The following is a 25,858-nucleotide window of genomic DNA, read 5'->3' on the forward strand; positions in this document are numbered from 1 at the left end:
AAAATGAGCAATAAATTAGAGCAACTTCGTAAACTAACAACTGTTGTAGCTGACACTGGCGATATCGAAGCTATCAGCAAGTACACTCCTGAAGATGCAACAACTAACCCTTCTCTAATTCTTAAAGCTGCTCAAATTGCTGAGTACGCTCCTCTAATCGATGCTTCTATCGAATACGCAAAAGCGCAAAGCGGTGATAAAGCACAGCAAGTTCAAGATACTTGCGACATGCTTAACGTGAACATCGGTAAAGAAATCCTAAAAGTTGTACCTGGCCGCATCTCTACTGAAGTCGATGCTCGTCTTTCTTACGACATGGAAGGCAGCGTTGCTAAAGCTCGTCAACTTATCAAAATGTACAACGACGCTGGCATCACTAACGACCGTATCCTTATTAAACTGGCTTCTACTTGGGAAGGCATCCGTGCTGCTGAAATCCTAGAGAAAGAAGGCATCAACTGTAACCTAACGCTTCTATTCTCTTTCGCTCAAGCTCGTGCTTGTGCTGAAGCTGGCGTATTCCTAATCTCTCCTTTCGTTGGTCGCATCATGGACTGGTACAAAGCGAAAGAAGGTCGTGATTTCGAAGCTTCAGAAGATCCAGGTGTAATCTCTGTTTCAGATATCTACAACTACTACAAAGACCACGGTTACAAGACTGTTGTTATGGGCGCAAGCTTCCGTAACATCGGCGAGATCCTTGAACTTGCTGGTTGTGACCGTCTAACTATCGCCCCTCAACTTCTCGCAGACCTAGAAGCAGCAGAAGGCGAAGTAGTAGAGAAGCTTATCGACTCTAACGGTACTAAAGAGCGTCCAGCAGCGATGACTCACGCTGAGTTCCTATGGGACCACAACCAAGATGCAATGGCTGTTGAGAAACTGGCTGAAGGCATCCGCAACTTCGCCGTTGACCAAGGCAAACTCGAAGACATGATCGCAGCTAAGCTGTAATCACTCTTACCAAATTCAAATAGGGGAACGTTCAGTTCCCCTACTTTTATCAATTTTTTTTTCTTAATTTTTATTCGGAAGTTCTTATGAATCAATCTCCTCAAAATAGAAAGCAACTAGCTAACGCTATTCGTGCTCTAAGCATGGACGGCGTGCAACAAGCCAACTCTGGTCACCCTGGTGCCCCTATGGGTATGGCAGATATCGCCGAAGTGCTTTGGCGCTCGCACCTAAACCACAACCCGTCAAACCCAGAGTGGGCTGACCGCGACCGTTTTATCCTATCGAACGGCCACGGCTCTATGCTGATTTACTCTCTGCTTCATCTAGCAGGTTACGAGCTTTCTATTGAAGACCTTAAAAATTTCCGTCAACTGCACTCTAAGACTCCAGGTCACCCAGAGTACGGCTACGCGCCAGGCATCGAAACAACGACGGGTCCTCTAGGTCAAGGCATCACGAACGCTGTTGGTATGGCAATGGCTGAGAAAGCGCTTGCTGCTCAGTTCAACAAAGAAGGCCACGACATCGTAGACCACTACACTTATGCATTCATGGGTGATGGCTGTCTGATGGAAGGTATCTCTCACGAAGCCTGTTCGCTAGCAGGTACGCTTGGTCTTGGTAAGCTGGTTGCTTTCTGGGATGACAACGGTATCTCTATCGATGGTGAAGTTGAAGGTTGGTTCTCTGACGATACACCTAAGCGTTTTGAAGCTTACGGCTGGCACGTCATTCCAGCGGTAGATGGGCACGACTCTGACGCTATCAACGCAGCGATTGAAGCGGCTAAAGCGGACCCTCGTCCTACTCTAATCTGTACTAAAACAGTGATTGGCTTTGGTTCTCCTAACAAAGCAGGTACGCACGACTGTCACGGTGCTCCACTAGGCGCTGATGAAATCACAGCAACTAAAGCGGCACTGGGTTGGGAACACGGTCCTTTTGAAATCCCAGCGGATATCGCAGCGCAGTGGAATGCACAAGAAGCAGGCGCAGCGAAAGAAGCAGCCTGGAATGAGAAATTTGACGCATACGCAGCGGCTTACCCAGAGCTAGCAGCAGAATTCAAACGTCGTACTAATGGCGAACTTCCAGCTGAGTGGGAAGAGAAAGCAAACCAAATCATTGCTGATCTTCAAGCTAACCCTGCAAACATCGCTTCACGCAAAGCATCTCAAAATGCACTAGAAGCGTTTGGTGCTATGCTGCCAGAATTCATGGGCGGCTCTGCTGACCTTGCGCCTTCTAACTTGACTATGTGGTCTGGTTCTAAGTCTCTTGAAGCAGCTGACTTCTCTGGTAACTACATCCACTACGGTGTACGTGAATTCGGTATGACGGCTATCATGAACGGTATCGCTCTACACGGCGGTTTTGTACCATACGGTGCAACGTTCTTAATGTTCATGGAATACGCGCGTAACGCAATGCGTATGGCTGCTCTGATGAAAGTTCAGAACATTCAAGTTTACACACACGACTCCATCGGCCTAGGTGAAGATGGTCCAACTCACCAACCGGTTGAGCAGATCGCTTCTCTACGTCTAACGCCAAACATGAGCACATGGCGTCCATGTGACCAAGTTGAGTCTGCTGTTGCCTGGAAACTGGCAATCGAACGCAAAGACGGTCCTTCCGCGCTTATTTTCTCTCGTCAAAACCTTGCACAACAAGATCGTGACGCCGAGCAAGTAGCAAACATCGCCAAGGGTGGTTACATCCTGAAAGATTGCGCTGGCAAGCCTGACCTAATCATCATCGCTACTGGCTCTGAAGTTGAGTTAGCAGTTAACGCTGCCGCTGAACTAACGGCTGAAGGTAAGAAAGTACGCGTTGTATCTATGCCAGCAACTGACACGTTTGATAAACAAGACGCTGAGTACCGTGAGTCCGTACTTCCATCTGACGTAACTGCACGTATCGCTGTAGAAGCGGGCATCGCTGACTTCTGGTACAAGTATGTTGGTTTCGGCGGCAAGATCATCGGTATGACGACATTTGGTGAGTCTGCGCCTGCGGGTGAACTGTTCAAGATGTTTGGCTTTACCACTGAAAATGTTGTTGAAACGGCACGTACCTTACTAAAATAATCGACGTAATATCGAGGAAGCAGAGATTGATATCACGTCAGTAAAAAGAGATATCACTCTCGCCTTTTCAAGAGCCATAACGGTATACGTTATGGCTCTTTATTTTCCCTTTATTCCCATTCGCACGAGCCACACCCCATTAATCCAGACTTCCCGAATCGTACCTCCCCCCTTTCCTATCTAGACAAGCCGGGGCAGCATTCATTTCAATTAATTGCACAATAACAATTGTCTCACAAGTGAAACAGGATCATGCTTGATACTCCTTCCGTGCTTCCTAGACTATCAATATGGACAAGAAATCGTTGAAGCGGAAGGAATCCCAAAATGAAAACCTGGATAACTGTCTTAGCGGTGTTTTTCAGCCAATGGAGTTGGGCAAACCAACTAACTATTGTCGACACCAATAATATTAAGTATATGATTTCCGATAGTCAGTTATTGGACATGCCGCAAACGTCCATTTCTACAACACTGCCTTGGTTGGAAGAAGAGGCGACCTTTCAGGGCGTTACGTTACAAACACTATTCGAGCAATCTAACCTAACCCTGCCGCCAAGTCTGACCTTCGTTGCTTTAAATAATTATGAGGTGGTTATACCGAGGTCGGATATTGAAACGTATTCCCCAATCGTTGCAATCCTTAAAAACGGTGAGCCGATGTCCATCCGGCACAAAGGGCCGTTTTGGGTTATTTTTCCAATCGCGGCTAAACCAGAGTTAAACAACACGGAATATCATTCTAAAATGATTTGGCAACTCAAACGAATTCAAATGTAGGTCTATGATTAAATATCTGGTCGAAGTCGTTCCTCTTAACATAATCAAGCTGTTTTTAGCGCTGTTTACCACGTTGGCGATAGCCGTTAACATCATAACCATTGAGAAGATCAACACGATCAATGATGGCTTTTCTGAACGCAAAAATGAAGCTACATGGTTCGTTTTTCAATTGGTTAAAGAGTACTCTCAATTTGTCACTGAAATCCGCATTACCCCTATCGAAACCAAAAGTCTTTGGCTGCACTTCGATCTAACTTGGAGTCGTTTCGATATTATCCTTAACAGCCGAGAATCCTCCAACTTTATTCAAGACGCAAACTATTACTATTTCTTTTCAGACCAATTCGAGCGATTTCAGGCGTTGGAAAACTCTATTAAACTTTTTGAGTCCGGTAAAATAAAAAAAGAAGCGCTTGAGCATCGTGTTATTTTGAACTTTGATGAAGTGATTAATTTCGTTAACTCCAACTTTAAATTACAAAGCCCCTTAGTTAAGAAAAACTCCCATGAGTTAAAAAGACTGTTACTAATACAAAAAATGACAACTATGGTTCTTGTCTCCCTTTTTGTTATTATCATAATCGTCTTTTGGGTAGAATCTTTAATACGAAAGTCTATTTTCCGACGAGACCCACTCACTCGACTGATGAATCGTTCAGCGCTTACTCACGACTTAAAGCCACAATTTTCCCAAACCTATTACAGTATACTTTCTATTCGAGTTCTAAATTTAGATGAAATAAACCAGAAATATGGTATCGATTATGGTGACATTTTAATTAAGTCTGCGGCAGAAAAAACATACGCACTCATGGATAAACACTTCAACTTATATCGCTATAGCGGCGCAACATTAATTGCCCTAGGTGCACATAACCAATCCTTGCAAAATGAACAAACGTTGAAAGTTATGAGGGATAGTTTAAGTGAACCGATTTGTTTGGGTGACTTAGAGCTAATCATGGATATTTCACTCATTCATGAACAAAAGGTCCATCGCTCTATGCTTCTGGAACGATTAACACTACTTTCTCGCCGTAAAGCTGCGTCAACAAGGGCTTAGTTCACTGGCCCCCTTCTTAGCTACTCATTAAAGGGGGGGCGTTGTTTATGGAGTAGTGATACATCACTGACTTGATCTCGATAATCTTCCGCGTCATAAGTACGATACATCTGACAAAAATCATCAAAGCAAAGTGGTTGGCTAAACACATAGCCCTGCAACGTATCACAGCCAATGTTACTTAAATAATGGCTTTGATAACTGTCTTCAACACCTTCTCCAACGACACTAGCACCACATGTATGAGCCAAGCTAATGATAGAATTCAGCATTTTCTCATTACCGCTACCTGAACCAATGAGCTCAACAAAACTCTTATCTATTTTTAGTTCATCGACCGGATAATGTAGCAATTGATTAATCGAGGTGTATCCCGTTCCAAAATCGTCTAGAGAGACTTTAAAGCCTAGCTCTCGTAGCGATTCAACCATGCCTATTGTATCTTGTGTACTCTTAACATAACTAGTTTCAGTGATTTCGATTACCACTTTTTGTGGCGGTATTTGATATTTTTGGCTCGCCTTAGTAAGCAAATCAATAAATATCCGGTTGTATAACTCTAATGCAGACACATTAATCGAAATACTTTCTTGATAATTACATTCATTCCTCATTCGTTGATACGCGGAGAAAGCATTCTCGATTACCCACTGGTCTATTGCAGAAATAATATTGGCTTGTTCTGCGATTTGAATGAATTCATCTGGACCTGTATTAAACTGGAGCAAGGATGGGCACCGTATTAGCACTTCCATACCCTTAATCAGCATAGTTTTTGCATCGATCAATGGCATAAATTCAAGCTTAAAGTCACCGCTTTGACTGCATGACAGCAGCATTTTTTCAATCTCATCACGACGCTCTAGTTGACTCGCCAAATTTTCATCAAAAATGACAAGCGCTTGGCTACTTCTAATTTGTTTAGCTTTATTAAAAGCTTCCTCAAGCCCTTTCTGCCATAAGTCGGTTCGCTCACTTAATGACAAAGGGAAAATAGCAATCGCCACGTCCAAGTTAAAGGTATAACCATCTACAATGACACAATTGCCTCGTTTTGATTCAAACTGTCGAATAAAGTGGTCGATTTTATCGCCATGATTCACATCAATAACAGCGACAAAACAGTTTCCTCCATAGCGGCTAATCGAATAATCGCTGCACCCCATACCAAGATCGGCTTGATAAGTATGAATAAATGTTCTCAAACATTCCGCAACTTTTACCAGTACACGATCGCCAATTTCCGTACCGTAGAGGTCATTAATTTTTCTAAAATCTTTAATATCCCAACCAATAATGAATGCATTCTCATTTGAATAGCACTCTATCCTTTTTTCTATGTGTGATGTAAATGTGCGACGATTTGCCAGTCGAGTTAGGTAATCAAATTCCGCTTCAAACTTGACTTTACTCAGCGTGTCGATGTACACATTTTTCAACACGGATATTTCGTCATCGCCTTTTGAACGTTTAAAATATCGCAGTTCTTGACCGCCAGCTTTTATGTCATCAATAAGGTGTGAAATGGGTTTAAGTATTCTTACCCGTAAAATAGTAACTATCACAAACAGGAGTATTGCTTCAATAGCAACGATATAGCCAAACACTTCCAGCGCTATACGTCGTTTTTCACCATCATAATGGCTTTCCAATATACTCAGTGTTAACGTCATTTTTGAACCTGCGAATGACAGCTTTGTTCCGTCAGTCAGGCTATCCACTCCTTGCGAAATTCTAACTTCTCCCGCAGGGACAATATCGTTACGCTCTCCTAAAGAAAAATCAGCATTCACATAAGTCATCGATTTAATGCTATTTAACAATGCCGTTAAATGAATTAAAGGTGCATCGGTAATTAATATCGTTCGCTCTTTTTGCACTTGAGCTCGCGGGTCTTCAGGAAACAGTTTACTGTCATAAGCACCAACGAATGAAAACCTTATCTGATCACTGCCCGATTGATAAATAAATCCATCGCTAATAAACGGTTCTCCTAATGAGATTTCGACATAGGTGTCAAACGTCTTCTGATAGATCTCATCAGGGAGGGTTGGGAAATAAAACGGCCCCTGTTTTATTGAGGTTGCGACAACAGTAAACAGCTCATCAATCACAAAGATCTGTGCGCCATCAAGCTCTTTGATCCTTGGCTTTTCAACTAACTGATTGAGGTATTTTTCTAAGAAGCTACGTCTTGCGATATCTCTGGTATTCTGAGTAAGGCGTAAAAATTGAATGGTCCCTGCTATTTCATGTGCCATTGAAGAAATGCCGTGTTGTTCATAATTAGTCGCACTGAAAGCGCTGGTGACTTTGTCGCGCCACTTGATCACTTCAAGCGCCTTGAATCCTTCAATTCGTTGATAATATATTGCCACTCCTGCAATTATCACCAAAAAAGTTAAGATAGGGATTAACCATAAATGCAACCGTTTAAGTAACGTCATGTTTATCTCAAATCCTCTACAATTCTTTGCCTCATCAACAGTCCTAAGTCCGTCACGCGCCGATATAGAACACTCCTTTCAGATATCGCTGGAGGAAGATTAAGCGAGGGGGCATTGAGATAATCTTGGCCAACATACTCTAGAGCACGTGGGTTCGGGGTCGAAAACCAAGTTTCTTCAGCATTTAACGCAGCAATTTGGGGCTGAGAAAGAAAACGAATGGTAGTAAGTAGGTCTGGTGTGATAGTGGCACCTTGCGGTATCGCCAAACACTCTAACCAAATGATAGTTCCTTCTTTCGGTATAACATATACCCACTCGCCTTCCTCTCCCTGAACGACTTCATTAAGCACAAACTCATCGCCAGAAAAACCAAAGGCTATATCAATATTGCTCAATTCCTCGGGTGAATTTATGAAGTTTAGAATGTAATCTGACGTATATAAAAAGGGACGTTGCTGACTAAGCAATGAATAAGCTTGTTGGAGATCTTGCTTAACACTCGAAAAGGGATCTTTGCCCTCAGAAAGTAACGCGATAGCAACCGCATCAACAGGGTTATAATACATGGCAATACGACCCGTGGATTCCATCGATGGTTCTAGCAGCGCTTTCCAAGAGGTGACTGGCGTTGCAAACGCAGACTCTCGATACAAAATACCACTGGTTCCCCACGCATACGGGATCCCATAATCACCACATGCGTCACTCCACTTACTATCAAAGTTTGACGACAGTTCATCTTTAAGTGTTTGAGGTACCTTTGCGACAACCCCTTGATTAGCTAGCAGTTGCAGCCTAACACTTTCAATAACTACAAGGTCGAAAGCATGACGACGCTCACTTAACATCACTTCATCTCTAATACCTTCATCAGAAAAATAGGTTTCCTCGATAGACACGTTGTGACTTATTCTTAATCGCTCTTTTACGCTGTCAGCTAAAAATGCTTCCCAGTTATATAAGGAAATGACGCTCTGTCCCCCATACACAAAACTGGAAACACATAATGCGCAGAGTGATAAGACTTTAGCTAACCTGCGACTCGCATCCATGCGTAAGATTCTATTCATGATATGTAACCTAAACCTTATTGTTAGTAATAGGTTAGAACACCTGCATACTGAATTCGAGCGAGATGAATCTCACTTATGAGAAAGCCGAGCGTTAACGTAACGGTTTTTTTTCCGAAATATCAAACGTTTCAAGGTCCAAGTGACCAGTTAGCATATTAACTGTAAGTTTATATTCGCTCTTCGGGTCACCATAATGCTTAAATTGGAACGGATAAGAATGGACTGGATAAAACAATGGAACTTCATCGACCAGTGCTAGATCGTAACCATCTTGAACATATATCTCTTGGATTTCTGCAAGCTGTCGCGCGGCTTTTTGCTCTAAGTGACGCTCATATTTGGGTGCTAACGAAGGATTTTTAGGGTAACTGACGCCGTCATAACTCATTGTACGAAGTGATTCTTCACTCCATACATAAAAGTCTTTCCAGCCATTTGAGCGACGTTCAGATACCAAAACGGGCTCTCTGACAACCGTCATACGGTTCAATTGCTCACCTTCGTCATTAAATAGGTAAGCGGTACAGCCTCCTGAACCACAAAAATAAGAGCCCTGCATTAATACCATAATTTCATCGCGACCATCCAAATTCAGATCGATCGCACCCGCTTTGTATTGGAAATCTTGTGGGGACGCTTCGAGCTTTTCTGGTAACAATATTTTTTGCTGGACCAGTATATTGACGTTATCGAGCCCAAACCTTTCGGGCAAAGGTTCGTCCATCATTTGCGGTTGGCAGCCCGTTAAAGAACCAATGAAAACGAAAATAGCAAAAGGGGCTTGTTTGTTAAATGACAATCGGTTCACAGCTTTTCCTAGTATTTTATTTTAGGTTAAGTGTATGAACAGATTGCCAATATCACAAGCTACAAGAAATCGATGAGGCAAATAGCTTCAGGTGAAGCGTTTCAGTTTCAGTTGCAGTTGTAGTTGTAGTTAAAGCTAAAGTTAAAGTTAAAGAGTGAACAATACACGAATCGCCAAAAGAATCAGAACGACGCCTGAAATTTGGTCAATCACACGCGCTTTCGATTTCAAAAATTTGAGTAAGTAAGGTGAGGAAAGCATCACGGTAATAAGTGTATACCAAAGCCCATCAACGACCAGTGGAGTCGCAATAATGATCGCCTTGTCAGACAGTTCACTACCAACTGCAACAAACTGGCTAAAAAGAGCGGTAAAAAAGAGGGCAATCTTAGGACTAAACAGAGAAATTAATAAACCTTCTTTCGCCGACGTAAATACCGATACGGGCTGACCCGACTCTAATCGCTCAACTATCCCGCCCTTAGAACGCAACGCATTGTAGCCTAGCCATGCCAGATAAAGTGCACCCATTAGTGAAAGTGATTTAAATACAAGTGGGAACTGATGCAGTAAAACGGTTAAACCAAGAACGGTAACCAAGGCATAAATGCCAATCCCAACAGCATGTGCCCATGCGGTGGCAAAGCCGTTAACTCGTCCCCCAGACAGGCTATGTTTAGCCACAATAGCTAAACTAGGTCCGGGTGACATTGCACCAAGTAAACATATCGTAAAAAGCGAAATCCAAGTTGTTAGTGTCATGCTTGCTCCTTATTAACAGAGCAACTCTACACCAAGTTGTCTAAGCAGAAAACCGATTAACTGCTAAAGAATCAATATTATACCTACGCTACGCAAGTCATACCCTCAGTGGGCTTACATGACTACCTGACACAGTAATACCTGAGCATCACGAGGCTTCCGCATTAATTTGCTCGACTGGCAAGATACGCCCCGAAACAACCTGATTTTTACCGTTCTCTTTTGCTTGATACATCAACTTATCTGCGTCGGCTAGTGTCTTGTAGTCTTTTGCCTGTTGATACACCGCACAACCAACACTGATCGTGAGTGGGGTGAATCCAATATCCGGGAGCTTAATTTCTCGAACTAACTCACAAAGACGCTGAGCTTGCTTAGTGGATTGTTCAAAACTCCTATCGCAACAACAGATAGCAAACTCTTCTCCACCGATACGGCCAAAAATTTGATCGTCTGAGATCATGGGTTTAATCGCATTTGCTACCGCTCGAATCGCCACATCACCACTTATATGACCATATTTATCATTCACCAATTTAAAGTCATCAATATCTATAATGACCACAGTAAGAGTAAATTGGCTATTCCTGAACTGTTCCAGGCATTGAAAGAAACGACGGCGATTGCTCAATCCAGTCAGCGCATCAGTTTCTGACAAGAATTTAAGATCCTTATTAATCGCTGCTAGCTCGCCGGTTTTCTTGCGTACGTTGTAGCGAAGTAACACCGTATAACCACCAACTAGTAGACCAAATGAACTCAGTGCAATCGGCAATAAATACTCTGGATAAACCGTTTTTATGTGCATCCACTTACTCAGTACACGTTGTTTTTCCTCTGAGCTAATATTCTGAAACTGCGTGGAAATTTGAGTAAGTAATTGAGTATTCGACCGTTCAGAGGCGGCATAGAGCGTCCCAGTATACAAGTGCTTAACGGCGATAAAATCTTGGTTACTCCGTTCGCTGTAAAGATAGTAATTCGCGACTTGTAAGTCCGCACTGAAAGCAAGAATATCACCTCGAAGTGCAGCATTGATCATCTCTTCATTATTTTGAAACGCTTTTAATGAGATGTTCGGGTAGTTTTTGCGCATGTGAGTCTCTTCATACCCCCCATGAACGACACCTACTTCATAACTGTGGGAACCGAGCAAAAAGTCGTTAACCTCAAAATTCAACAAGTCGTGATGAAAATAGAGTTGATTATCAATTTGTAGAAGGTCTATGCCAAACACTAAAAACTGCTCACGCTCTTCTGAACGTAATAGCCCGGCATGAATATCCGCTTGTCTATCTGAAACCAAATCGATAGAAGATTGCCAGTCCACTAAATGAAAGACCACCTCGACATCATTGGCTTGACCATAGCTTTTCCATAAGTCAATTAAGATACCAGCAGGTTCGCCGTCTTCGTCAAGATAGGAATACGGTTTCCACGCCTTTGAGTTTGAAATCGTTAATGTCTCAGGGGCAGCTTGAACATGTAACGTGCAACAAATCAGAGCGAGCATCGACAAATGACGCACCACCGATTGAAGTAAACTCACAACAAATCTCCATATAGATCACAATAATCATTCACAGAATCTATATATAGGCATAATTTATGTGATGTGTTGCCAAAAAATCAAACAAGTACGACCTGTATCTCATAAATAACTAATTAATCATTAATAAAAAGATTCGGGCACCATTGTAGAACGTCACCCTTTGCCAATTCGCCATGAAAACGTCATGAAAACGTCATGCTAGTCCCCTACCTCACAATGAACAACCTGCTGCCATTATGTGGATGTTCACCGAACCTGTATTTATACTATTAGCTGTCTATAGCGAACTTCACCGCCGCAGCGGAGTGAATCTGGGTCGTATCGTACAACGGTATCTGAGTCACCTCTTCATTAATAAGCATCGCAATTTCCGTACAGCCCAAAATAATCGCTTCTGCACCTTGTTCCCTTAAATCTGCAATGACTTCTAAGTAATCTTGACGGGAGTTCATTTTGACTTCCCCCAACACCAACTCTCGATAAATGATGTCATGGACAAGCTTTCTTTGAACACCATTTGGTACCAGAACTTTTATTCCTTTAGCTTCAAGACGTTCTTTATAAAAGCTCTGCTCCATAGTAAAGGTCGTGCCGAGCAACCCTACTACTCGACGTTCATCTTGATTTAACTCGATCGCTGTCGCATCGGCAATATGAATCAACGGGATGGATACACTACTTGCCACGTCATCGGCGACTTTATGCATGGTATTCGTGCAGATTAGTAAACAATCAGCCCCTGCTGACTCCACCGCTTGCGCAGCCTGGCTTAAGATAGTCGCGGCTTGCTGCCAATCGCCATTGTGTTGTAGTGCAGCGATTTCTGCAAAATCGACACTGTACATCGCAATTTTCGCAGAGTGAAAACCGCCAAGCTCAGATTTAACTCCCTCATTGATGGCTTTGTAGTAATTTGTTGTTGATTCCCAGCTCATGCCACCAAGTAACCCTATCGTTTTCATGTGTCAGCTTCCCTCTTAACCAATGATGTCATCTTAACTTATGCAATACCTTACAACTCTTCAAGTGAGCGATCTCATTACTGCTAAATGAGCACCGTCTTTATCTCCATTTATCGTTTTCATGAAGGTGATTATTGCGTGTGATAGTGCAAAGTGCGCTGACCAGTAAAAAAGTGCGCAAATATATTAAAGTTCCTCAAATCGGCACCGATAATATATATAGTTATACAAAACAATGTACTTAATAGTGAGTACACATACAGAATGACAATAATAATAAAAACGACAGTGCAATCTAAATCGTTGAAATTTAGTTTAAATTTAAGGTAATGTATGAAATTCAGTCACAAAATAGTCTCTGCTTCGGCAGCCTTGCTGCTGGTTACAGTATCAACACTCGGCGTCACCCAATTGCTGACCGTTAGGAGTGAGTTACAAACTCACATTGACACCAGCATTCACGAATTAATATCGGGTGTTAAAAGTACCATTACATATGATTTAGATGCTAAACGTGATTTAGCCAGTGCCGTCACAGAATCTCTTGAAATTGCACCGAATGAACGAGAATACGTAACTGAAGTCATTACTACTCCTACCCTTAAGCGCACTTTTCAGGCTGTGGGTATTGGTTTTGAAGATACAGGAGATTTATTGAGCAACGATGGTTGGGTTCCCGATGCTAGCTATGACGCGCGCACGCGCCCTTGGTATTCGGAGTCCAAAACCGCTCGTGATACCATTATTACTGACCCTTATGTCGATTCTTCAACCAAGAACGTTATTATTTCACTTGGATCTCCTCTCAATGATGCCAATGGTCGGTTTATCGGAAGTGTAGTATTTGATGTTACCTTAACCACCCTCGCAGATTTGGTTAACCAAACTGATCTATTCGGCGCGGGCTACCTGTTTGTTGTGACCAACAATGGCATGACGATCGCTCACCCTGATAGCAGCTTAAATGGTGAGCCTATTAATGCTTTCCTCCCCAACGTTGTTTTAAAGGAAGGTGCTCAACAATTAAGCTTTGATGGCAAAGATTATCAAGTTAACCTTGTGCTCGTTCCTGAAGAAAACTGGTATGTAGGTGCCATCATTGATAAAGGTATCGCTTTCTCAGCGCTTAGTGAACTGCGTAACCAGTCCATCTTCTTTATCATTTCAGGTCTAATTGTTAGCGTCATCTTACTAACACTGCTTATTCGCGTGTTAATGAAGCCACTAAACGAATTAAACTCAGCCATCCAAGATGTTGCTAATGGTGATGGTGACCTAACTCACCGTCTAGATACAAACACAGATGAAGAGTTTGCTGAGCTTGCTCGTGGGTTTAATACCTTTACAGAGAACTTGCAGGGGCAAATCATTCAGTCAAAACTCATTTCTTCAAAAATAATGCAGTTGACTCAACAGACGACGGAAGGCTCTAAGCAATCAGCCAGTGCGATGACCACGCAACTGCAGGAGCTAGAACAACTCGCTACTGCCATGAATGAAATGGCGAGCACTTCTGCCGAGGTCGCCAATAACGCACAAGGTGCAGCCAGTGCGGCTCAGGAAGCTGACAACGCTACCCTGGAAGGCTCAACTGTAGTAATGGATACGACCGAAGCAATAACCACCCTGTCTGCAAGCATCGATGACGCTGTGCACGAAGTTCAAGGGTTAGAAGTGGCTACTGACAATATCGAAACTATCTTAAAAGTGATCAACGATATTGCCGATCAAACTAACTTACTTGCGCTTAATGCGGCAATTGAGGCAGCTCGAGCGGGAGAGTCTGGACGCGGTTTTGCGGTAGTCGCCGACGAAGTTCGCACGCTCGCACAACGCACGCAACAATCAACCACAGAAATCCGCAGTATGATTGAGCAATTGCAATCCGGCGCGCATCTGGTTTCCAATGCAATGACGCAAAGTAAGGGCAGCGCTGTTCAAGCTGTCGAGCGTGCTCAGCAGGCTAACGATGCACTTGAAAAAATTCGCCAGTCCATTGCACAAATATCCGACATGAACATGCAGATTGCCGCTGCCGCGGAAGAGCAAAGCTTAGTCGCAGAAGAGATCAACTCTAACACTATAAAGATTAAAGACTTAAGCGAACAAGTGGCGGACTCAGCAAAAGGCGCGAACGAAGCAATGAAAGAGCAAACCTCTAATGTTCATCAGCAAGAGCAGTTGCTAGGAAGCTTTAAAGTTTAGAACGTTGAGTTAACGTTTAAAATATAGAGTTAAGGTTTAGAATATAGAGTTAAGCGTAGCGCTTTAATGCTCCAACCTTCAGGACTAGCATTCGGTCGCGATTGATGACCTGCTCTATTCACAATTAAAAAGGGTCAGCACGCAGTGCTGACCCTTTTTAATAATACGAGTTTCAAATCAAGCTAATCAGAGCTACTTAAGCTCACCGTACCTTTCAAGATACAAAATAGTCGCCGCCGTCCGTGAAGGTACCTGCAGCTTTCTCAACAGGCTTTTCATATGAACTTTTACTGTCGATTCTGAAATAAACAAGCGGTCCGCGATCTGCTTATTCCTAAATCCTTTCGCGACTTCTTGAAGAATTTGCGTTTCACGTTCGGTAAGTGAAGAAAAAACGTCTTCGGTATTGCCACGCTCTTCGAGATATTTTTCAATCACATTACTAAACGCTTTCTCACCACTAGACAAACCGTTCAACCTATCGATGATCTCATCCGGCTCGGTGTCTTTAAGTAAGTAACCGTCTGCTCCTGCCTTAACGAGTGATTCTATGTCTGCTGGACTGTCTGAAACGGTTAAAATGACAATATGTCCCTGGAAGTCGTCTTCGCGCAATGCTTTTAGTGTATCTAAACCAGACATGCCTTTCATGTTCAAATCAAGCAAGATCAAGTCTGGGTTATGCTCTTTTGCCAAAGCAACCGCATCTGCACCATTGCTCGCTTCAGCAATGACATCAAACTCATCTTCAAAACTCAACAACTGCCCAATACCACGCCTCATCAGCGGGTGGTCATCGACTAATAGGACCTTACATTCACTCACTCTGTGGCTCCTTACTTCTTTGAAACATTAACACCACTTCACATCCAGCATTGTGCTCAGCATTCACCGTTAGCTGTGCGTTTAAGCGAGCAGCTCGTTCTTGCATAATACTCATACCATAGTGGTTTAGCTTTTCAGTATTTTGGTCGAACCCTACACCATCATCGGTAATTTTAACAGTAACAAAGCCATTATCTTCTTCGATACACGAGACGGTAATGGTCGTGGCATAGGCATGTTTAATTGCGTTAAGTACGGCTTCACGAATCAGCTGTAACAAATGCACTTGTTCATTCGCACCTAACTCCAATGAGGATAGCTGATTATCCAGATTGATTTCAGCGTCGGTACGCTCATCTAATTGGTGCAGCATTTCGGCGATTGCCTCACCAAATGTGCCCTCTTTGATAGATAATCTAAACGTCGTCAATAATTCTCGAAGCTGTGTATACGCATTGTCTAACCCAGCTCGGATGTCATTCAACACAACTTGCGAGCGACTTTTTTGCAGATCTGTCATCTCTTTGGATAAAGAGCGGTTGAGTAGTGTTACCTGTATTTTTAGGTAAGACAACGACTGTGCCAAGGAATCATGTAATTCACGGGCAATCGTGGCACGCTCCTCCATTAAAATGATATGCTCACTTTGTCGCTGCGCTTTGTTGTAATACACAGCGCGCGCGAGGATCAACACAAAGTTATCAATCAATTTTTCATCTGGACACGGAATACCGGGCTGATAACGAAGGGTTCCCAATGTCTGCCCATCAAGATAGAGCACTTTGGTATGAATTGGCTGTTCAGTAAATTTACCTTCGGTCGCTATCCAAGGACGACCTTCTACTTCATCGACTTTTAGCTCGACGGCGACAACCCCTTCAACACTGTAAATATACGCCAGAATGGCACGAAAGTTCTCGTGCGAAATTCTTGTTGCCGCCAATTCTTGCGACGATTTATATAGAACTTGAAGAGATTGGTGCGCATGCTGTAGTTTATGTGTTTTTTCGTTCACAGCAAATTCTAAACCTCGATACAACTTTCCAAGATCTTCAGCCATATTTTGGAACGCGCGTGACAAGATACCCAACTCATTATCCGATCGAATATCCACGGACACATCAAAAGAACGATTCTGAATTTGCTCACTTGCCAATATGAGTTGCCCAAGTGGACGTACCACTTGTCTTCTCACAAACAATACGACATAAACCGCGACGATCAATATGCCGCCAAGCCCAAAGCCTCCTGCCCAAGCGAGACGAATCAGCTTATTTTCTGAGTGTTCTTGCAAATTAAGCACAAAATGGTCGATTCTATCGACAAAATCTGCGACTAAAAGTAGGTATTCAGCCCTATCGTTACCATCAAGCACTTTCTTCAAGTCATGCCAACGATATATGAGCTGATAATATTCATTAGTGATGCTTTCTGGCACATCCCACGCTTGTAACGCAAGCATAGATGGAGAGTATAACGATGCTTCAAACTGTTGGACATGAAGGATATAGAGTGAGGAGTCTGACTGAATATCATGAGCAAGACGATAACTTTGCATTCGCATTGATCCCGAAACGTTCACGGCTTCAGCATCATTCAAACTTGACGCTAGGGTCAGGATCGCAAAATTGGTCGTCACCACCGACAACAGTAGAATACAAATCATGGCTTTGGCTATTGTTCCGGTCAATGATTTGTTCGGTTTTTTCATATTTTGTTCATCTCATCTATAACTTTCTAAATACATCTTAATTATCGGAATTTAGGAGGTCACACTATGTCCATCCAGGGCGTGTAATTTATTGATCTAAAACAATGATAGCCTACAATTACCTCCTAAGGGGTATTTATACAAATGTATCAAAACCTACAATTTATATGAATGTTAATTAAAGATTGTTAACAGATCATATCGCTCCTTTTAAGCGTATAAAAAGCGAGCGAAAACAGTCTTTATTGGTGGTGCAAATGGTTGATATTTCGAAGCGTCGTTTTTTTACCCGCAAAAAAATTGATAGCAAACAAATACGGTTACCTTGGGTTAACAGTATCCAAGCTTTTTCGGATTTGTGTACTCGATGTGGACACTGCATTGACGCTTGTGAGACAAGCATCATTATAAAGGGTGATGGTGGATATCCTAGTATCGACTTCACAATTGATGAATGTACTTTTTGCTATAAGTGTGCAGAAATTTGTCCAGAGCCTATATTTAATAGCGAAGACAGCCAACCATGGGACGCCAAAGCAAGTATCAATGACAGCTGTTTAGCGCATCATAATGTCGAATGCCGAAGTTGTGGCGATGCTTGTGAAACAATGGCGATTCAGTTCAAGCTAAGATTAGGTGGCGTCGCTTTACCAAAAATCGAGTTAGGTGAATGTAGTGGTTGTGGCGCATGCGTGTCAATCTGCCCCACTTCATCAATCTCTGTGAGCAATTTATAAAAACAATGAGAAGAACTCTTTATGTCACTAAATGAAGTGCACATTTCAAGTTTAGTAGTTCACTGTCGGGCGGAATGCCTCGCAGAAATCAAAGCGCAAATCGAAGCATTCGATAACGCTGAAATTTATGGTGAAAGTGAAGACGGCAAGATTATTGTCGTTTTAGAAACCGAGAATCAAGGTTACGTCACTGACACCATTGATGCTATCAACAACTTGCCGAATGTCCTTAATACCGCTTTAGTCTATCACCAAATAGAGACTGGGTTGGACGAGGATTCAAACGATAACACTGGAAGTAACCATTCCCAACTTGAGGGTGAAGTATGAAAATGACAAGACGAGCGTTCGTGAAAGCGAACGCAGCTGCATCAGCAGCCGCAGTAGCTGGTATCACTCTACCCGCTTCTGCGACCAATCTGATCGCTAGTTCAGATCAAACTAAAATCACGTGGGATAAGGCGCCTTGTCGTTTTTGTGGTACTGGTTGTTCAGTTTTAGTCGGAACACAAAATGGTAAAGTAGTGGCGACGCAAGGTGATCCTGAAGCACCTGTGAACAAAGGCCTGAACTGTATCAAAGGCTACTTCCTCTCAAAAATTATGTATGGTAACGATCGTCTGCAACAACCTTTGCTTCGCATGACCGATGGTAAATACGACAAAGAAGGCGAATTCACCCCCATTTCTTGGGATCAAGCTTTCGACATCATGGCTGAGAAATGGAAAGCCTCACTGAAAGCTAAAGGTCCAACGAGTGTCGGTATGTTCGGCTCTGGTCAGTGGACAGTCATGGAAGGGTATGCCGCTGCAAAAATGATGAAAGCAGGCTTCCGTTCAAACAATATCGACCCAAATGCGCGTCACTGTATGGCATCGGCGGTAGTTGGCTTCATGCGTGCATTTGGTATCGATGAACCAATGGGCTGTTACGACGACTTCGAAAATGCGGATGCTTTCGTACTTTGGGGCTCTAACATGGCAGAAATGCACCCAGTACTTTGGACTCGTATTACTGACCGTCGCTTAAGCCATCCTCACGTAAAAGTGAACGTTCTTTCTACTTATTACCATCGTTCTTTTGAACTTGCCGATGAAGGTTACATCTTTGAGCCACAGTCTGACCTCGCCATCGCGAACTTCATTGCTAACTACATCATTCAAAACGATGCTGTGAACTGGGACTTCGTTAACAAGCACACCAACTTCAAACAAGCAGACACTGATATTGGATACGGCCTGCGAGACGATAACCCTCTTCAAAAAGAAGCAGCAAATCCAAACTCAGGTAAGATGAGCGCTATTAACTTTGAACAGTATAAAGCCTCGGTTGCACCTTACACTGTTGAAAAAGCGTCGGAAATATCAGGTGTATCAGAAGAGAAACTGATTCAGCTTGCTAAGCAATACGCCGATCCAAATGTCAAAGTGATGTCACTATGGACAATGGGCATGAACCAGCACACACGTGGTGTTTGGATGAATGGTCTCGTTTATAACATCCACCTATTAACGGGTAAAATTGCTACACCGGGTAACAGCCCATTCTCTCTAACAGGCCAACCTTCAGCGTGTGGTACTGCTCGTGAAGTGGGTACGTTTGCTCACCGTCTACCAGCTGACATGGTGGTCGCAAATCCTAAGCACCGCGCCATTGCCGAAAAAGAATGGAAACTACCTGAAGGTACGATTCCACCAAAACCAGGCTTCCACGCGGTACAGCAAGACCGTATGCTTAACGACGGTGTCTTAAATTGTTATTGGGTACAATGTAATAACAACATGCAAGCGGGTCCTAACATCAACGAAGAGCGTTTACCTGGTTACCGTAATCCAGAAAACTTCATCATTGTCTCAGACCCATACCCTACTGCGACAGCACAAGCTGGTGACCTTATCCTTCCTACTGCAATGTGGATTGAAAAAGAAGGTGCATACGGTAATGCAGAGCGTCGTACACAAGCTTGGTATCAACAAGTTGGCACAGTCGGCGAAGCGAAATCTGACCTGTGGCAAGTTATGGAGTTCTCTAAGCGCTTCATGATGGAAGATGTGTGGCCGGAAGAATTACTTGCAAAAGCACCAGAGTACCGTGGTAAAACCATGTACGACATGCTATTCGCCAATGGTCAAGTCGATAAATTCCCTATCGAAGAAGCTCGTGAATTGAATGACGATGCGCATCACTTTGGCTACTACGTTCAAAAAGGGCTATTTGAAGAATACGCAGCATTTGGTCGTGGTCACGGCCATGATTTAGCCCCATACGATACTTACCACCAAGTTCGCGGCTTACGTTGGCCTGTTGTTGATGGTAAAGAAACACTGTGGCGTTATAAAGAAGGTTCAGATCCATACGCTAAGAAAGGCTCTGGCTGGGACTTCTATGGTAAGCCAGACGGTAAAGCTTGGATTATATCTGCGCCATATGAAGCGCCACCTGAGGTACCAAACGAAGAGTTTGACCTTTGGTTATGTACTGGCCGTGTTCTTGAGCACTGGCATACAGGCACAATGACACGCCGAGTACCAGAACTGTATAAAGCCGTTCCGGATGCGGTATGTTACATCCACCCAGAAGATGCTAAGTCGCGCGGTCTGCGTCGTGGTGACGAAGTAGTAATGTCTAACAAGCGTGGTGAAGTACGAGTTCGTGTGGAAACACGTGGTCGTAACCGTCCGCCTCAAGGATTGGTATTTGTACCATTCTTCGATGCACGAATCTTGATTAATAAACTGATCTTAGATGCGACTGATCCTCTGTCTAAACAGACAGACTTCAAGAAGTGTCCAGTTAAGATTACCAAAGTTGCGTAATTAGAATCGAGAACATGTTGTGGAGCTGTCTAACTCGGGTTAGGCAGCCTTCGAAGAATTAGCCATTTGGCGGAGAATATAAAATGAAAAAACTGTTAGTCGCTGTTCTTTCTGTTGGCGCATTGCTTACTGGTCTTGCACAAGCAGAATTGAATAATCCTGGTGGCATCGGTGGTGTTGAGTCATTGCGCGGTGCATCTGAGTTGGAAGATACTCGTCCTGCTGACGATTTCAAAAAATACCCACGCGATCAAGTCATCGAAAGTGATTATGTATACCAACCTCCATTGGTACCACATCAAATCCGTGGATACGAAGTGTCACTTAACGCTAACAAATGTCTAGCTTGTCATAGCTGGAAAAATGCGAAAGAAATGGGAGCAACAAAGATCAGTGTGACTCACTACATGAACCGTGAAGATGCTGTACTCGCTGATGTTTCTCCTCGTCGTTATTTCTGTTTGCAGTGCCACGTTCCTCAGGCTGATGCAAAACCACTAGTTAATAACGATTTTGAACGCGTTGATTCACTGCGTGATAAATAGCCATAGACGTTAAGAGAGGCTATATATGAAACTTTTAAAAGCATTTTGGATGCGTTTAAAGTCCCCAAGCAAAGCCGCAGCAGGCGTAATACTCTTCATGGGTTTCGCCGGTGGTTTGTTATTCTGGGGTGCTTTTAACACGGGAATGGAAGCAACCAATACAGAAGAGTTCTGTTCGGGTTGTCACGCACCGATCGTCGCAGAGATCCAAGAAACAATCCATTACTCTAACCGCTCGGGTGTTCGTGCTATCTGTTCTGATTGCCACGTTCCACATGAATGGACAGACAAGATTGTACGTAAGGTTCAGGCATCAAAAGAGCTCTTTGCTCACTTCATAACCCGAACCATTGATACACCAGAGAAATTCCAAGCACGCCGAGCACACCTCGCAGAACGGGAATGGGCTCGCTTAAAAAATAATGACTCATTGGAGTGTCGTAACTGTCACGAATTTGAATTTATGGACTTCTCAGAGCAAGGCCCTCGAAGCGTGCGACAGCACTCGACAGCGCTAGCATCTGGTGAAAAAACGTGTGTAGATTGTCATAAAGGCATCGCGCACAAACTACCAGACATGCACGGCGTTGAAGGCTGGCAATAAGGAGCATTAAATGAGTACATTAGAGTCGGTTATATGGCATGTACTTGGCTATGCCGCCATGCCAGTTATCATACTTTCAGGCTTCGCTGTTGTGGCAGCCGTATCACTTTGGTTCTTATCATTAAGTAAAGATAAAGAGTCATAAGCGATAGGTATGAATTAAAAAAGCAGACGCCATTGCGTCTGCTTTTTCGTTGGCGTTGACCTAAATAGCTTATATAAATCAACTCTCTCGAAGTGGCATCACGAGTCATCAATGCTCCCTACCCCTCCTTCAGTTTGTTTAGTGTGGATATTCGGACTTAAGCAGTACATCATCCATCGGATAGAACGAAGAGACCCTATTAAAAAACAACACCGGTTGTGGTATTTAGGTAGACTTTATTCGATACTTCAATCCCACCGCAGTATGTAAAGTACACATCATCAGGATGATTTAAAGACTTTATCCAACCACCAACTTGCTCAAAATCATACAAACGACACCGCTTACTTTCGAGTAACTCCGTAGACGCTTCGATGAACCGCTCCTGATGTTGATTAAAATCGTCGCTTTTAAACAAATACCCAGATAAGACTTCATTCCACTTTTTACCGGTTAAGCTCACCGCATCCGTTGATAAATCACTCATACGAACCCACTGAGAGACTTCTTCTTCACCTTCGTCCATTTGATAAATAGGCGCAATACGAATCCACTCCGAGCTATGCTCCATCACTCGTAACTTTTCGCCATAATACGCGGTTCCATCAACTAAGGCATTCTCTGTGGGTTGAACGTAAACAGGAACAGACGCTTTGGAAACAAAATAATAACTCGGCAACGTAATAGCAGAGTCTTGCGTTGTTTCTTGAAGAAGCTCTTGTGTAAGATCTAGTGTAGGGTCTTGCGGCGTAGGAATGATCGCTTTTAAGTCCGTAACTGCTGCTTGCTTTGCCTCTCCGCTCTTTAAGGGTTCATCGTCATTGCCTCGAAAACCAAGCCAATAGATCGCACCCGTAGTAGCGATAAGCACAATGATAATTGCAACAATCCAAAAAAATCTTTTCACATCCATCTCATCAAAAATTTAACTCTCTATTATATTACCGCTCAAATCAGGGCAAAGTTAATACGTAGTTTAGAACGAATATCACAGTCTCAACACAATAATCCATGCGGCAGGACAATATTATCTTGAAAAACAATCATTACAAATGATACAAACACAGGTCCCTTGTCATAGCGGTTAGATGTTTAGGCTTTGTAGCTATCATGTATCATCCTATTTGATTCGTAACCCATTAAATTACTTAGTAATTACGAGCTATGTTATCGCCACTTATGCATTAACCAACGACTCTATTTTACTCATTAAGGCTTTACCATAACGCGTGAGTTATTTTCTCGCTACTGCGATAAAATCAACTAGTCTAAATAAAGATTAGCTACAAAGGAACGTCTGTGTCGAATACTTATAGCTGCACATCATTATTAGAACTGTACTCGACTACTAAGCACATTAGTTTCTATGAAGTGTCTAATCGTCAACCGGTTAAAGGTACAACTGGCTATAATGTAAACAATGACGAAATTGAAAAGATCAAACAGCAACCATTCGCCGCTTTATTAGGCAAAGTGAATTAATGAGATTTAAACTTAAGCTTCAGGGCCAATACACGTTTGTCACTTTTATGCTAGCAGTCACTCTGATACTGATTAGCATGTCTATTCACGTTTGGTTATCTACAAAACAGTCAGAACAACTGCGCACTGAGCTATCTGCTCGTTACGAATTCGCCACTAAAAATCATTTGGCACAAAACGCCCAGCGAATTTCGGACTATTTAGCCAATTTATTGGTAGAACCATTGCAACAATCCAATATGGCTCTAGTGAGCCAAGTGCTTTCACCTTTACAAGCTTTACCGGAAATTCAGACCGTCTTAGTTCTAGACAAAACCGCGAACCCTATAGCGTCTGATAAAAACGTACCGATATCCCGCAGTGAATCCGCAGTCGCCCATGCGTACAATTTGGAACAAGATACATTCAAACAACATGTGGAAACGGTGTTTTCTCAACGCACAGCAGTAACAGAGTTTCAAAAAAACACCTTTACGCGTATTCAGCCTATCATCGTCGATGAAACGGTCATCGCAGCGCTTTATATCAGCATGACCACAGACAGCATTCATCATCATGTTGAAGCGTCGGATACGGTCGTATCAACGATCAACGACAAGATAAATCAGCAGCTATCGGTTATCTTAATCGCTGTGTCTGCGGTTATGCTGATGTTTTCGGCCATTGCCGCCTCTATCATCTCAAAGCGTTGGAGCGCCCCTATTTCCAGCCTAACTCAACACACTAACGCCATTGGAAGAGGTGACTTCGGCTCGACAGAAGATATTGCCACGATCGAACGTAATGATGAAATTGGCGAACTAAGCACAGCAATTCGCGTGATGGCAGCAAAATTAGAACAACGAACACAAAAAATCACTCACCTTGCTTATCATGATGCTTTGACTGACTTACCAAACCGAACACAATTCATTCAACACCTACAAAATACGATTAAATCTTACCCTGCGACCTCTTTTTCGGTACTCTTTTTGGATCTCGATGAATTCAAAGTCGTGAACGATAATTATGGCCATGATAGTGGTGACTTTCTGCTCATCCGACTCGCTGAAAAGCTTACTCTTTGCGCGAAAGAACTAACCAATAACCATCCCCTGACGATGATTTCACGTATTGGTGGTGACGAATTTTTAATGCTCATTCCACACCTAAAATCAATACAGGATGTGGATTCGGTGGTGCGCAAAATTTTCGTTGCGGTGCGGTCTCCTATTCTCATGGAAAACGAAGAGTTAGTCGTTGGCGGCAGTATTGGTGTTGCACGCTACCCATATAACGGTAAATCAGCAGATGAACTAATAAAGCACGCCGACATTGCCATGTATCGCGCTAAGTCTGATGGTAAAAACACGCACAAACTGTTTACTCCCAAGATGTTCAAATCTGTGGTGCACAGAGCTAACATGGAGCGAGAATTACGCCGCTCGCTTGCGGATCTAAAGCAATTCGAACTGTGGTTCCAACCACTTGTTTGCTTAAAGACTGGAAAAACGGTTGGTGCAGAATCTCTCGTGCGCTGGAATCACCCTACAATCGGGCTCATTTCTCCGTTAGATTTCATTTCAATTGCAGAAGAAACCGCAATGATTCTTCCGCTTGGACAGTGGCTAATTGAAAGCCTATGCTTCCAAATTCAACAATGGATGCCTTATTTCGACAGTAACTTTCATGCCTCAATTAATATTTCGTCAAAACAGCTATATCGACAAAACCTTGTTGAAATGTTCGCCTTCTATATGGAAAAATATCAAGTTCCTCCGCATATCATCCGTATGGAAATAACGGAAAGCTTACTATTACAAGACGAAGACGAAGCTGAAAAATCTCTCAAAGCCATTCGGAAAAGTGGTATAGAGATTTGGCTAGATGACTTCGGTACCGGTTACTCGTCGTTAAGCTACTTACGTCGCTTTACCGTTGACGGCATCAAAATTGATCAATCTTTCATCAAGGACATTACCACTGACGTTAAAGACCAGCAGTTGGTTCAGGCAATGATTGCAATGGCAAAAAACTTAGATCTATTGGTTGTTGCGGAGGGCATTGAAACACGAGAGCAGGCAAGAAAACTCGCCCAGTTTGGCTGTCAGATTGGACAAGGCTATTACTATGATCGTCCGATACCTGTCGATCAATTCGTCAATCGCTTAATCAACGAAAGTGAATCCAACGTCATAAAGCTTTAAGCCCAGCCCCAGTGCTTTCAAGCAAATTCGTCATACTGACGAATTTGCTACTAAACAGAGACTAACTATAACGCTTCCATCACTTCGCAATCAAACATACAA

General features: G+C 43.0%; 22 protein-coding genes. 13 read left to right on the plus strand and 9 right to left on the minus strand.

Features of this window, described 5'->3' with window-relative positions:
* Positions 1–3 precede the first annotated feature (3 nt).
* The 4 genes from tal to M9196_RS02815 all read left to right on the plus strand — a co-directional run bounded on the left by tal (position 4) and on the right by M9196_RS02815 (position 4,893).
* Positions 4–954 carry a transaldolase gene (gene tal, locus M9196_RS02800; protein ID WP_009845571.1) on the plus strand — a complete coding sequence of 317 codons (951 nt, stop codon included), beginning with the start codon at positions 4–6 and terminating at the stop codon, positions 952–954.
* A gap of 86 nt (positions 955–1,040) precedes the next feature.
* Positions 1,041–3,047 carry a transketolase gene (tkt, locus tag M9196_RS02805; RefSeq protein ID WP_250616011.1) on the plus strand — a complete coding sequence of 669 codons (2,007 nt, stop codon included), beginning with the start codon at positions 1,041–1,043 and terminating at the stop codon, positions 3,045–3,047.
* 327 nt (positions 3,048–3,374) lie between these two features.
* Positions 3,375–3,827, plus strand: a complete 453-nt coding sequence (locus M9196_RS02810) for a hypothetical protein (RefSeq protein WP_250616012.1) — start codon at positions 3,375–3,377, stop codon at positions 3,825–3,827.
* A 4-nt stretch (positions 3,828–3,831) separates the two neighbouring features.
* Positions 3,832–4,893 carry a diguanylate cyclase domain-containing protein gene (locus M9196_RS02815; protein ID WP_250616013.1) on the plus strand — a complete coding sequence of 354 codons (1,062 nt, stop codon included), beginning with the start codon at positions 3,832–3,834 and terminating at the stop codon, positions 4,891–4,893.
* A 20-nt stretch (positions 4,894–4,913) separates the two neighbouring features.
* On the opposite strand, the gene M9196_RS02820 is transcribed toward M9196_RS02815, so the two are convergent.
* From M9196_RS02820 to M9196_RS02845, 6 genes are all read right to left on the minus strand, one after another.
* Entirely contained in the window at positions 4,914–7,226 is a 2,313-nt protein-coding gene (locus tag M9196_RS02820) for an EAL domain-containing protein (RefSeq protein WP_250616014.1), read from the minus strand.
* 116 nt (positions 7,227–7,342) lie between these two features.
* Positions 7,343–8,413, minus strand: coding sequence for a polyamine ABC transporter substrate-binding protein (locus tag M9196_RS02825; RefSeq protein ID WP_250616015.1), 1,071 nt, complete (start codon positions 8,411–8,413; stop codon positions 7,343–7,345).
* A 94-nt stretch (positions 8,414–8,507) separates the two neighbouring features.
* On the minus strand, positions 8,508–9,224 hold the full coding sequence (locus M9196_RS02830; protein ID WP_250616016.1) for a hypothetical protein: 717 nt from the start codon (positions 9,222–9,224) through the stop codon (positions 8,508–8,510).
* Positions 9,225–9,371: 147 nt separating this feature from the next.
* A complete protein-coding gene (locus M9196_RS02835) occupies positions 9,372–9,986 on the minus strand; it encodes a LysE family translocator (protein ID WP_250616017.1) in 615 nt (204 codons plus the stop codon).
* A 148-nt stretch (positions 9,987–10,134) separates the two neighbouring features.
* Complete coding sequence (locus tag M9196_RS02840) at positions 10,135–11,535, minus strand: sensor domain-containing diguanylate cyclase (RefSeq protein WP_250616018.1); 1,401 nt, start codon at positions 11,533–11,535, stop codon at positions 10,135–10,137.
* A 272-nt stretch (positions 11,536–11,807) separates the two neighbouring features.
* On the minus strand, positions 11,808–12,500 hold the full coding sequence (locus tag M9196_RS02845) for an aspartate/glutamate racemase family protein (protein ID WP_250616019.1): 693 nt from the start codon (positions 12,498–12,500) through the stop codon (positions 11,808–11,810).
* Between the two features lie 333 nt (positions 12,501–12,833).
* Here M9196_RS02845 and M9196_RS02850 point away from each other — a divergent pair, with 333 nt between their 5' ends.
* The gene (locus M9196_RS02850) at positions 12,834–14,705 is read left to right on the plus strand and encodes a methyl-accepting chemotaxis protein (RefSeq protein WP_250616020.1); all 1,872 of its coding nucleotides are present in this window, start codon (positions 12,834–12,836) and stop codon (positions 14,703–14,705) included.
* A 192-nt stretch (positions 14,706–14,897) separates the two neighbouring features.
* On the opposite strand, the gene M9196_RS02855 is transcribed toward M9196_RS02850, so the two are convergent.
* Both M9196_RS02855 and narQ read right to left on the minus strand, forming a co-directional pair.
* The gene (locus tag M9196_RS02855) at positions 14,898–15,530 is read right to left on the minus strand and encodes a response regulator (RefSeq protein WP_250616021.1); all 633 of its coding nucleotides are present in this window, start codon (positions 15,528–15,530) and stop codon (positions 14,898–14,900) included.
* Positions 15,523–17,241 carry a nitrate/nitrite two-component system sensor histidine kinase NarQ gene (gene narQ / locus M9196_RS02860; RefSeq protein WP_250616022.1) on the minus strand — a complete coding sequence of 573 codons (1,719 nt, stop codon included), beginning with the start codon at positions 17,239–17,241 and terminating at the stop codon, positions 15,523–15,525. Before narQ ends, M9196_RS02855 begins: the two co-directional genes overlap by 8 nt.
* 257 nt (positions 17,242–17,498) lie before the next feature.
* Between narQ and napF the strand changes: the two genes are divergently transcribed.
* The 6 genes from napF to M9196_RS02890 all read left to right on the plus strand — a co-directional run bounded on the left by napF (position 17,499) and on the right by M9196_RS02890 (position 22,088).
* A complete protein-coding gene (gene napF / locus M9196_RS02865) occupies positions 17,499–17,978 on the plus strand; it encodes a ferredoxin-type protein NapF (RefSeq protein WP_250616023.1) in 480 nt (159 codons plus the stop codon).
* Positions 17,979–17,999: 21 nt separating this feature from the next.
* Positions 18,000–18,308, plus strand: a complete 309-nt coding sequence (locus M9196_RS02870) for a chaperone NapD (RefSeq protein WP_250616024.1) — start codon at positions 18,000–18,002, stop codon at positions 18,306–18,308.
* A complete protein-coding gene (gene napA / locus M9196_RS02875; RefSeq protein WP_250616025.1) occupies positions 18,305–20,794 on the plus strand; it encodes a periplasmic nitrate reductase subunit alpha in 2,490 nt (829 codons plus the stop codon). The genes M9196_RS02870 and napA overlap by 4 nt, the downstream gene beginning before the upstream one ends.
* Positions 20,795–20,877: 83 nt before the next feature.
* Entirely contained in the window at positions 20,878–21,339 is a 462-nt protein-coding gene (locus tag M9196_RS02880) for a nitrate reductase cytochrome c-type subunit (RefSeq protein ID WP_250616026.1), read from the plus strand.
* A gap of 25 nt (positions 21,340–21,364) precedes the next feature.
* Complete coding sequence (locus tag M9196_RS02885) at positions 21,365–21,943, plus strand: NapC/NirT family cytochrome c (RefSeq protein WP_250616027.1); 579 nt, start codon at positions 21,365–21,367, stop codon at positions 21,941–21,943.
* Between the two features lie 10 nt (positions 21,944–21,953).
* Positions 21,954–22,088: a TIGR02808 family protein gene (locus tag M9196_RS02890; RefSeq protein ID WP_250616028.1), complete on the plus strand. Its 135-nt coding sequence runs from the start codon at positions 21,954–21,956 to the stop codon at positions 22,086–22,088.
* Between the two features lie 199 nt (positions 22,089–22,287).
* On the opposite strand, the gene M9196_RS02895 is transcribed toward M9196_RS02890, so the two are convergent.
* Positions 22,288–22,995 (minus strand): hypothetical protein, encoded by a 708-nt coding sequence (locus M9196_RS02895; protein ID WP_250616029.1) that lies wholly within the window; start codon positions 22,993–22,995, stop codon positions 22,288–22,290.
* A 392-nt stretch (positions 22,996–23,387) separates the two neighbouring features.
* Here M9196_RS02895 and M9196_RS02900 point away from each other — a divergent pair, with 392 nt between their 5' ends.
* Positions 23,388–23,570 carry a hypothetical protein gene (locus M9196_RS02900; protein WP_250616030.1) on the plus strand — a complete coding sequence of 61 codons (183 nt, stop codon included), beginning with the start codon at positions 23,388–23,390 and terminating at the stop codon, positions 23,568–23,570.
* The gene (locus M9196_RS02905) at positions 23,570–25,756 is read left to right on the plus strand and encodes a putative bifunctional diguanylate cyclase/phosphodiesterase (RefSeq protein ID WP_250616031.1); all 2,187 of its coding nucleotides are present in this window, start codon (positions 23,570–23,572) and stop codon (positions 25,754–25,756) included. Before M9196_RS02900 ends, M9196_RS02905 begins: the two co-directional genes overlap by 1 nt.
* The last annotated feature ends 102 nt before the right edge of the window (positions 25,757–25,858 follow it).

Origin of the sequence: Vibrio methylphosphonaticus, from assembly GCF_023634655.1 — a bacterium.
Taxonomy (GTDB): Bacteria; Pseudomonadota; Gammaproteobacteria; order Enterobacterales; family Vibrionaceae; genus Vibrio; species Vibrio methylphosphonaticus.

What these genes read in the sequence shown, in the direction of transcription:
- M9196_RS02890 (WP_250616028.1), top strand. Translation starts at nt 21,954, where the DNA reads ATGAGTACATTAGAGTCGGTTATATGGCATGTACTTGGCTATGCCGCC.
- tkt (WP_250616011.1), top strand. Translation starts at nt 1,041, where the DNA reads ATGAATCAATCTCCTCAAAATAGAAAGCAACTAGCTAACGCTATTCGT.
- M9196_RS02850 (WP_250616020.1), top strand. Translation starts at nt 12,834, where the DNA reads ATGAAATTCAGTCACAAAATAGTCTCTGCTTCGGCAGCCTTGCTGCTG.
- M9196_RS02815 (WP_250616013.1), top strand. Translation starts at nt 3,832, where the DNA reads ATGATTAAATATCTGGTCGAAGTCGTTCCTCTTAACATAATCAAGCTG.
- tal (WP_009845571.1), top strand. Translation starts at nt 4, where the DNA reads ATGAGCAATAAATTAGAGCAACTTCGTAAACTAACAACTGTTGTAGCT.
- M9196_RS02880 (WP_250616026.1), top strand. Translation starts at nt 20,878, where the DNA reads ATGAAAAAACTGTTAGTCGCTGTTCTTTCTGTTGGCGCATTGCTTACT.
- napF (WP_250616023.1), top strand. Translation starts at nt 17,499, where the DNA reads ATGGTTGATATTTCGAAGCGTCGTTTTTTTACCCGCAAAAAAATTGAT.
- M9196_RS02845 (WP_250616019.1), bottom strand. Translation starts at nt 12,500, where the DNA reads ATGAAAACGATAGGGTTACTTGGTGGCATGAGCTGGGAATCAACAACA.
- M9196_RS02905 (WP_250616031.1), top strand. Translation starts at nt 23,570, where the DNA reads ATGAGATTTAAACTTAAGCTTCAGGGCCAATACACGTTTGTCACTTTT.
- napA (WP_250616025.1), top strand. Translation starts at nt 18,305, where the DNA reads ATGAAAATGACAAGACGAGCGTTCGTGAAAGCGAACGCAGCTGCATCA.
- M9196_RS02835 (WP_250616017.1), bottom strand. Translation starts at nt 9,986, where the DNA reads ATGACACTAACAACTTGGATTTCGCTTTTTACGATATGTTTACTTGGT.
- M9196_RS02870 (WP_250616024.1), top strand. Translation starts at nt 18,000, where the DNA reads ATGTCACTAAATGAAGTGCACATTTCAAGTTTAGTAGTTCACTGTCGG.
- narQ (WP_250616022.1), bottom strand. Translation starts at nt 17,241, where the DNA reads ATGAAAAAACCGAACAAATCATTGACCGGAACAATAGCCAAAGCCATG.
- M9196_RS02810 (WP_250616012.1), top strand. Translation starts at nt 3,375, where the DNA reads ATGAAAACCTGGATAACTGTCTTAGCGGTGTTTTTCAGCCAATGGAGT.
- M9196_RS02885 (WP_250616027.1), top strand. Translation starts at nt 21,365, where the DNA reads ATGAAACTTTTAAAAGCATTTTGGATGCGTTTAAAGTCCCCAAGCAAA.
- M9196_RS02825 (WP_250616015.1), bottom strand. Translation starts at nt 8,413, where the DNA reads ATGAATAGAATCTTACGCATGGATGCGAGTCGCAGGTTAGCTAAAGTC.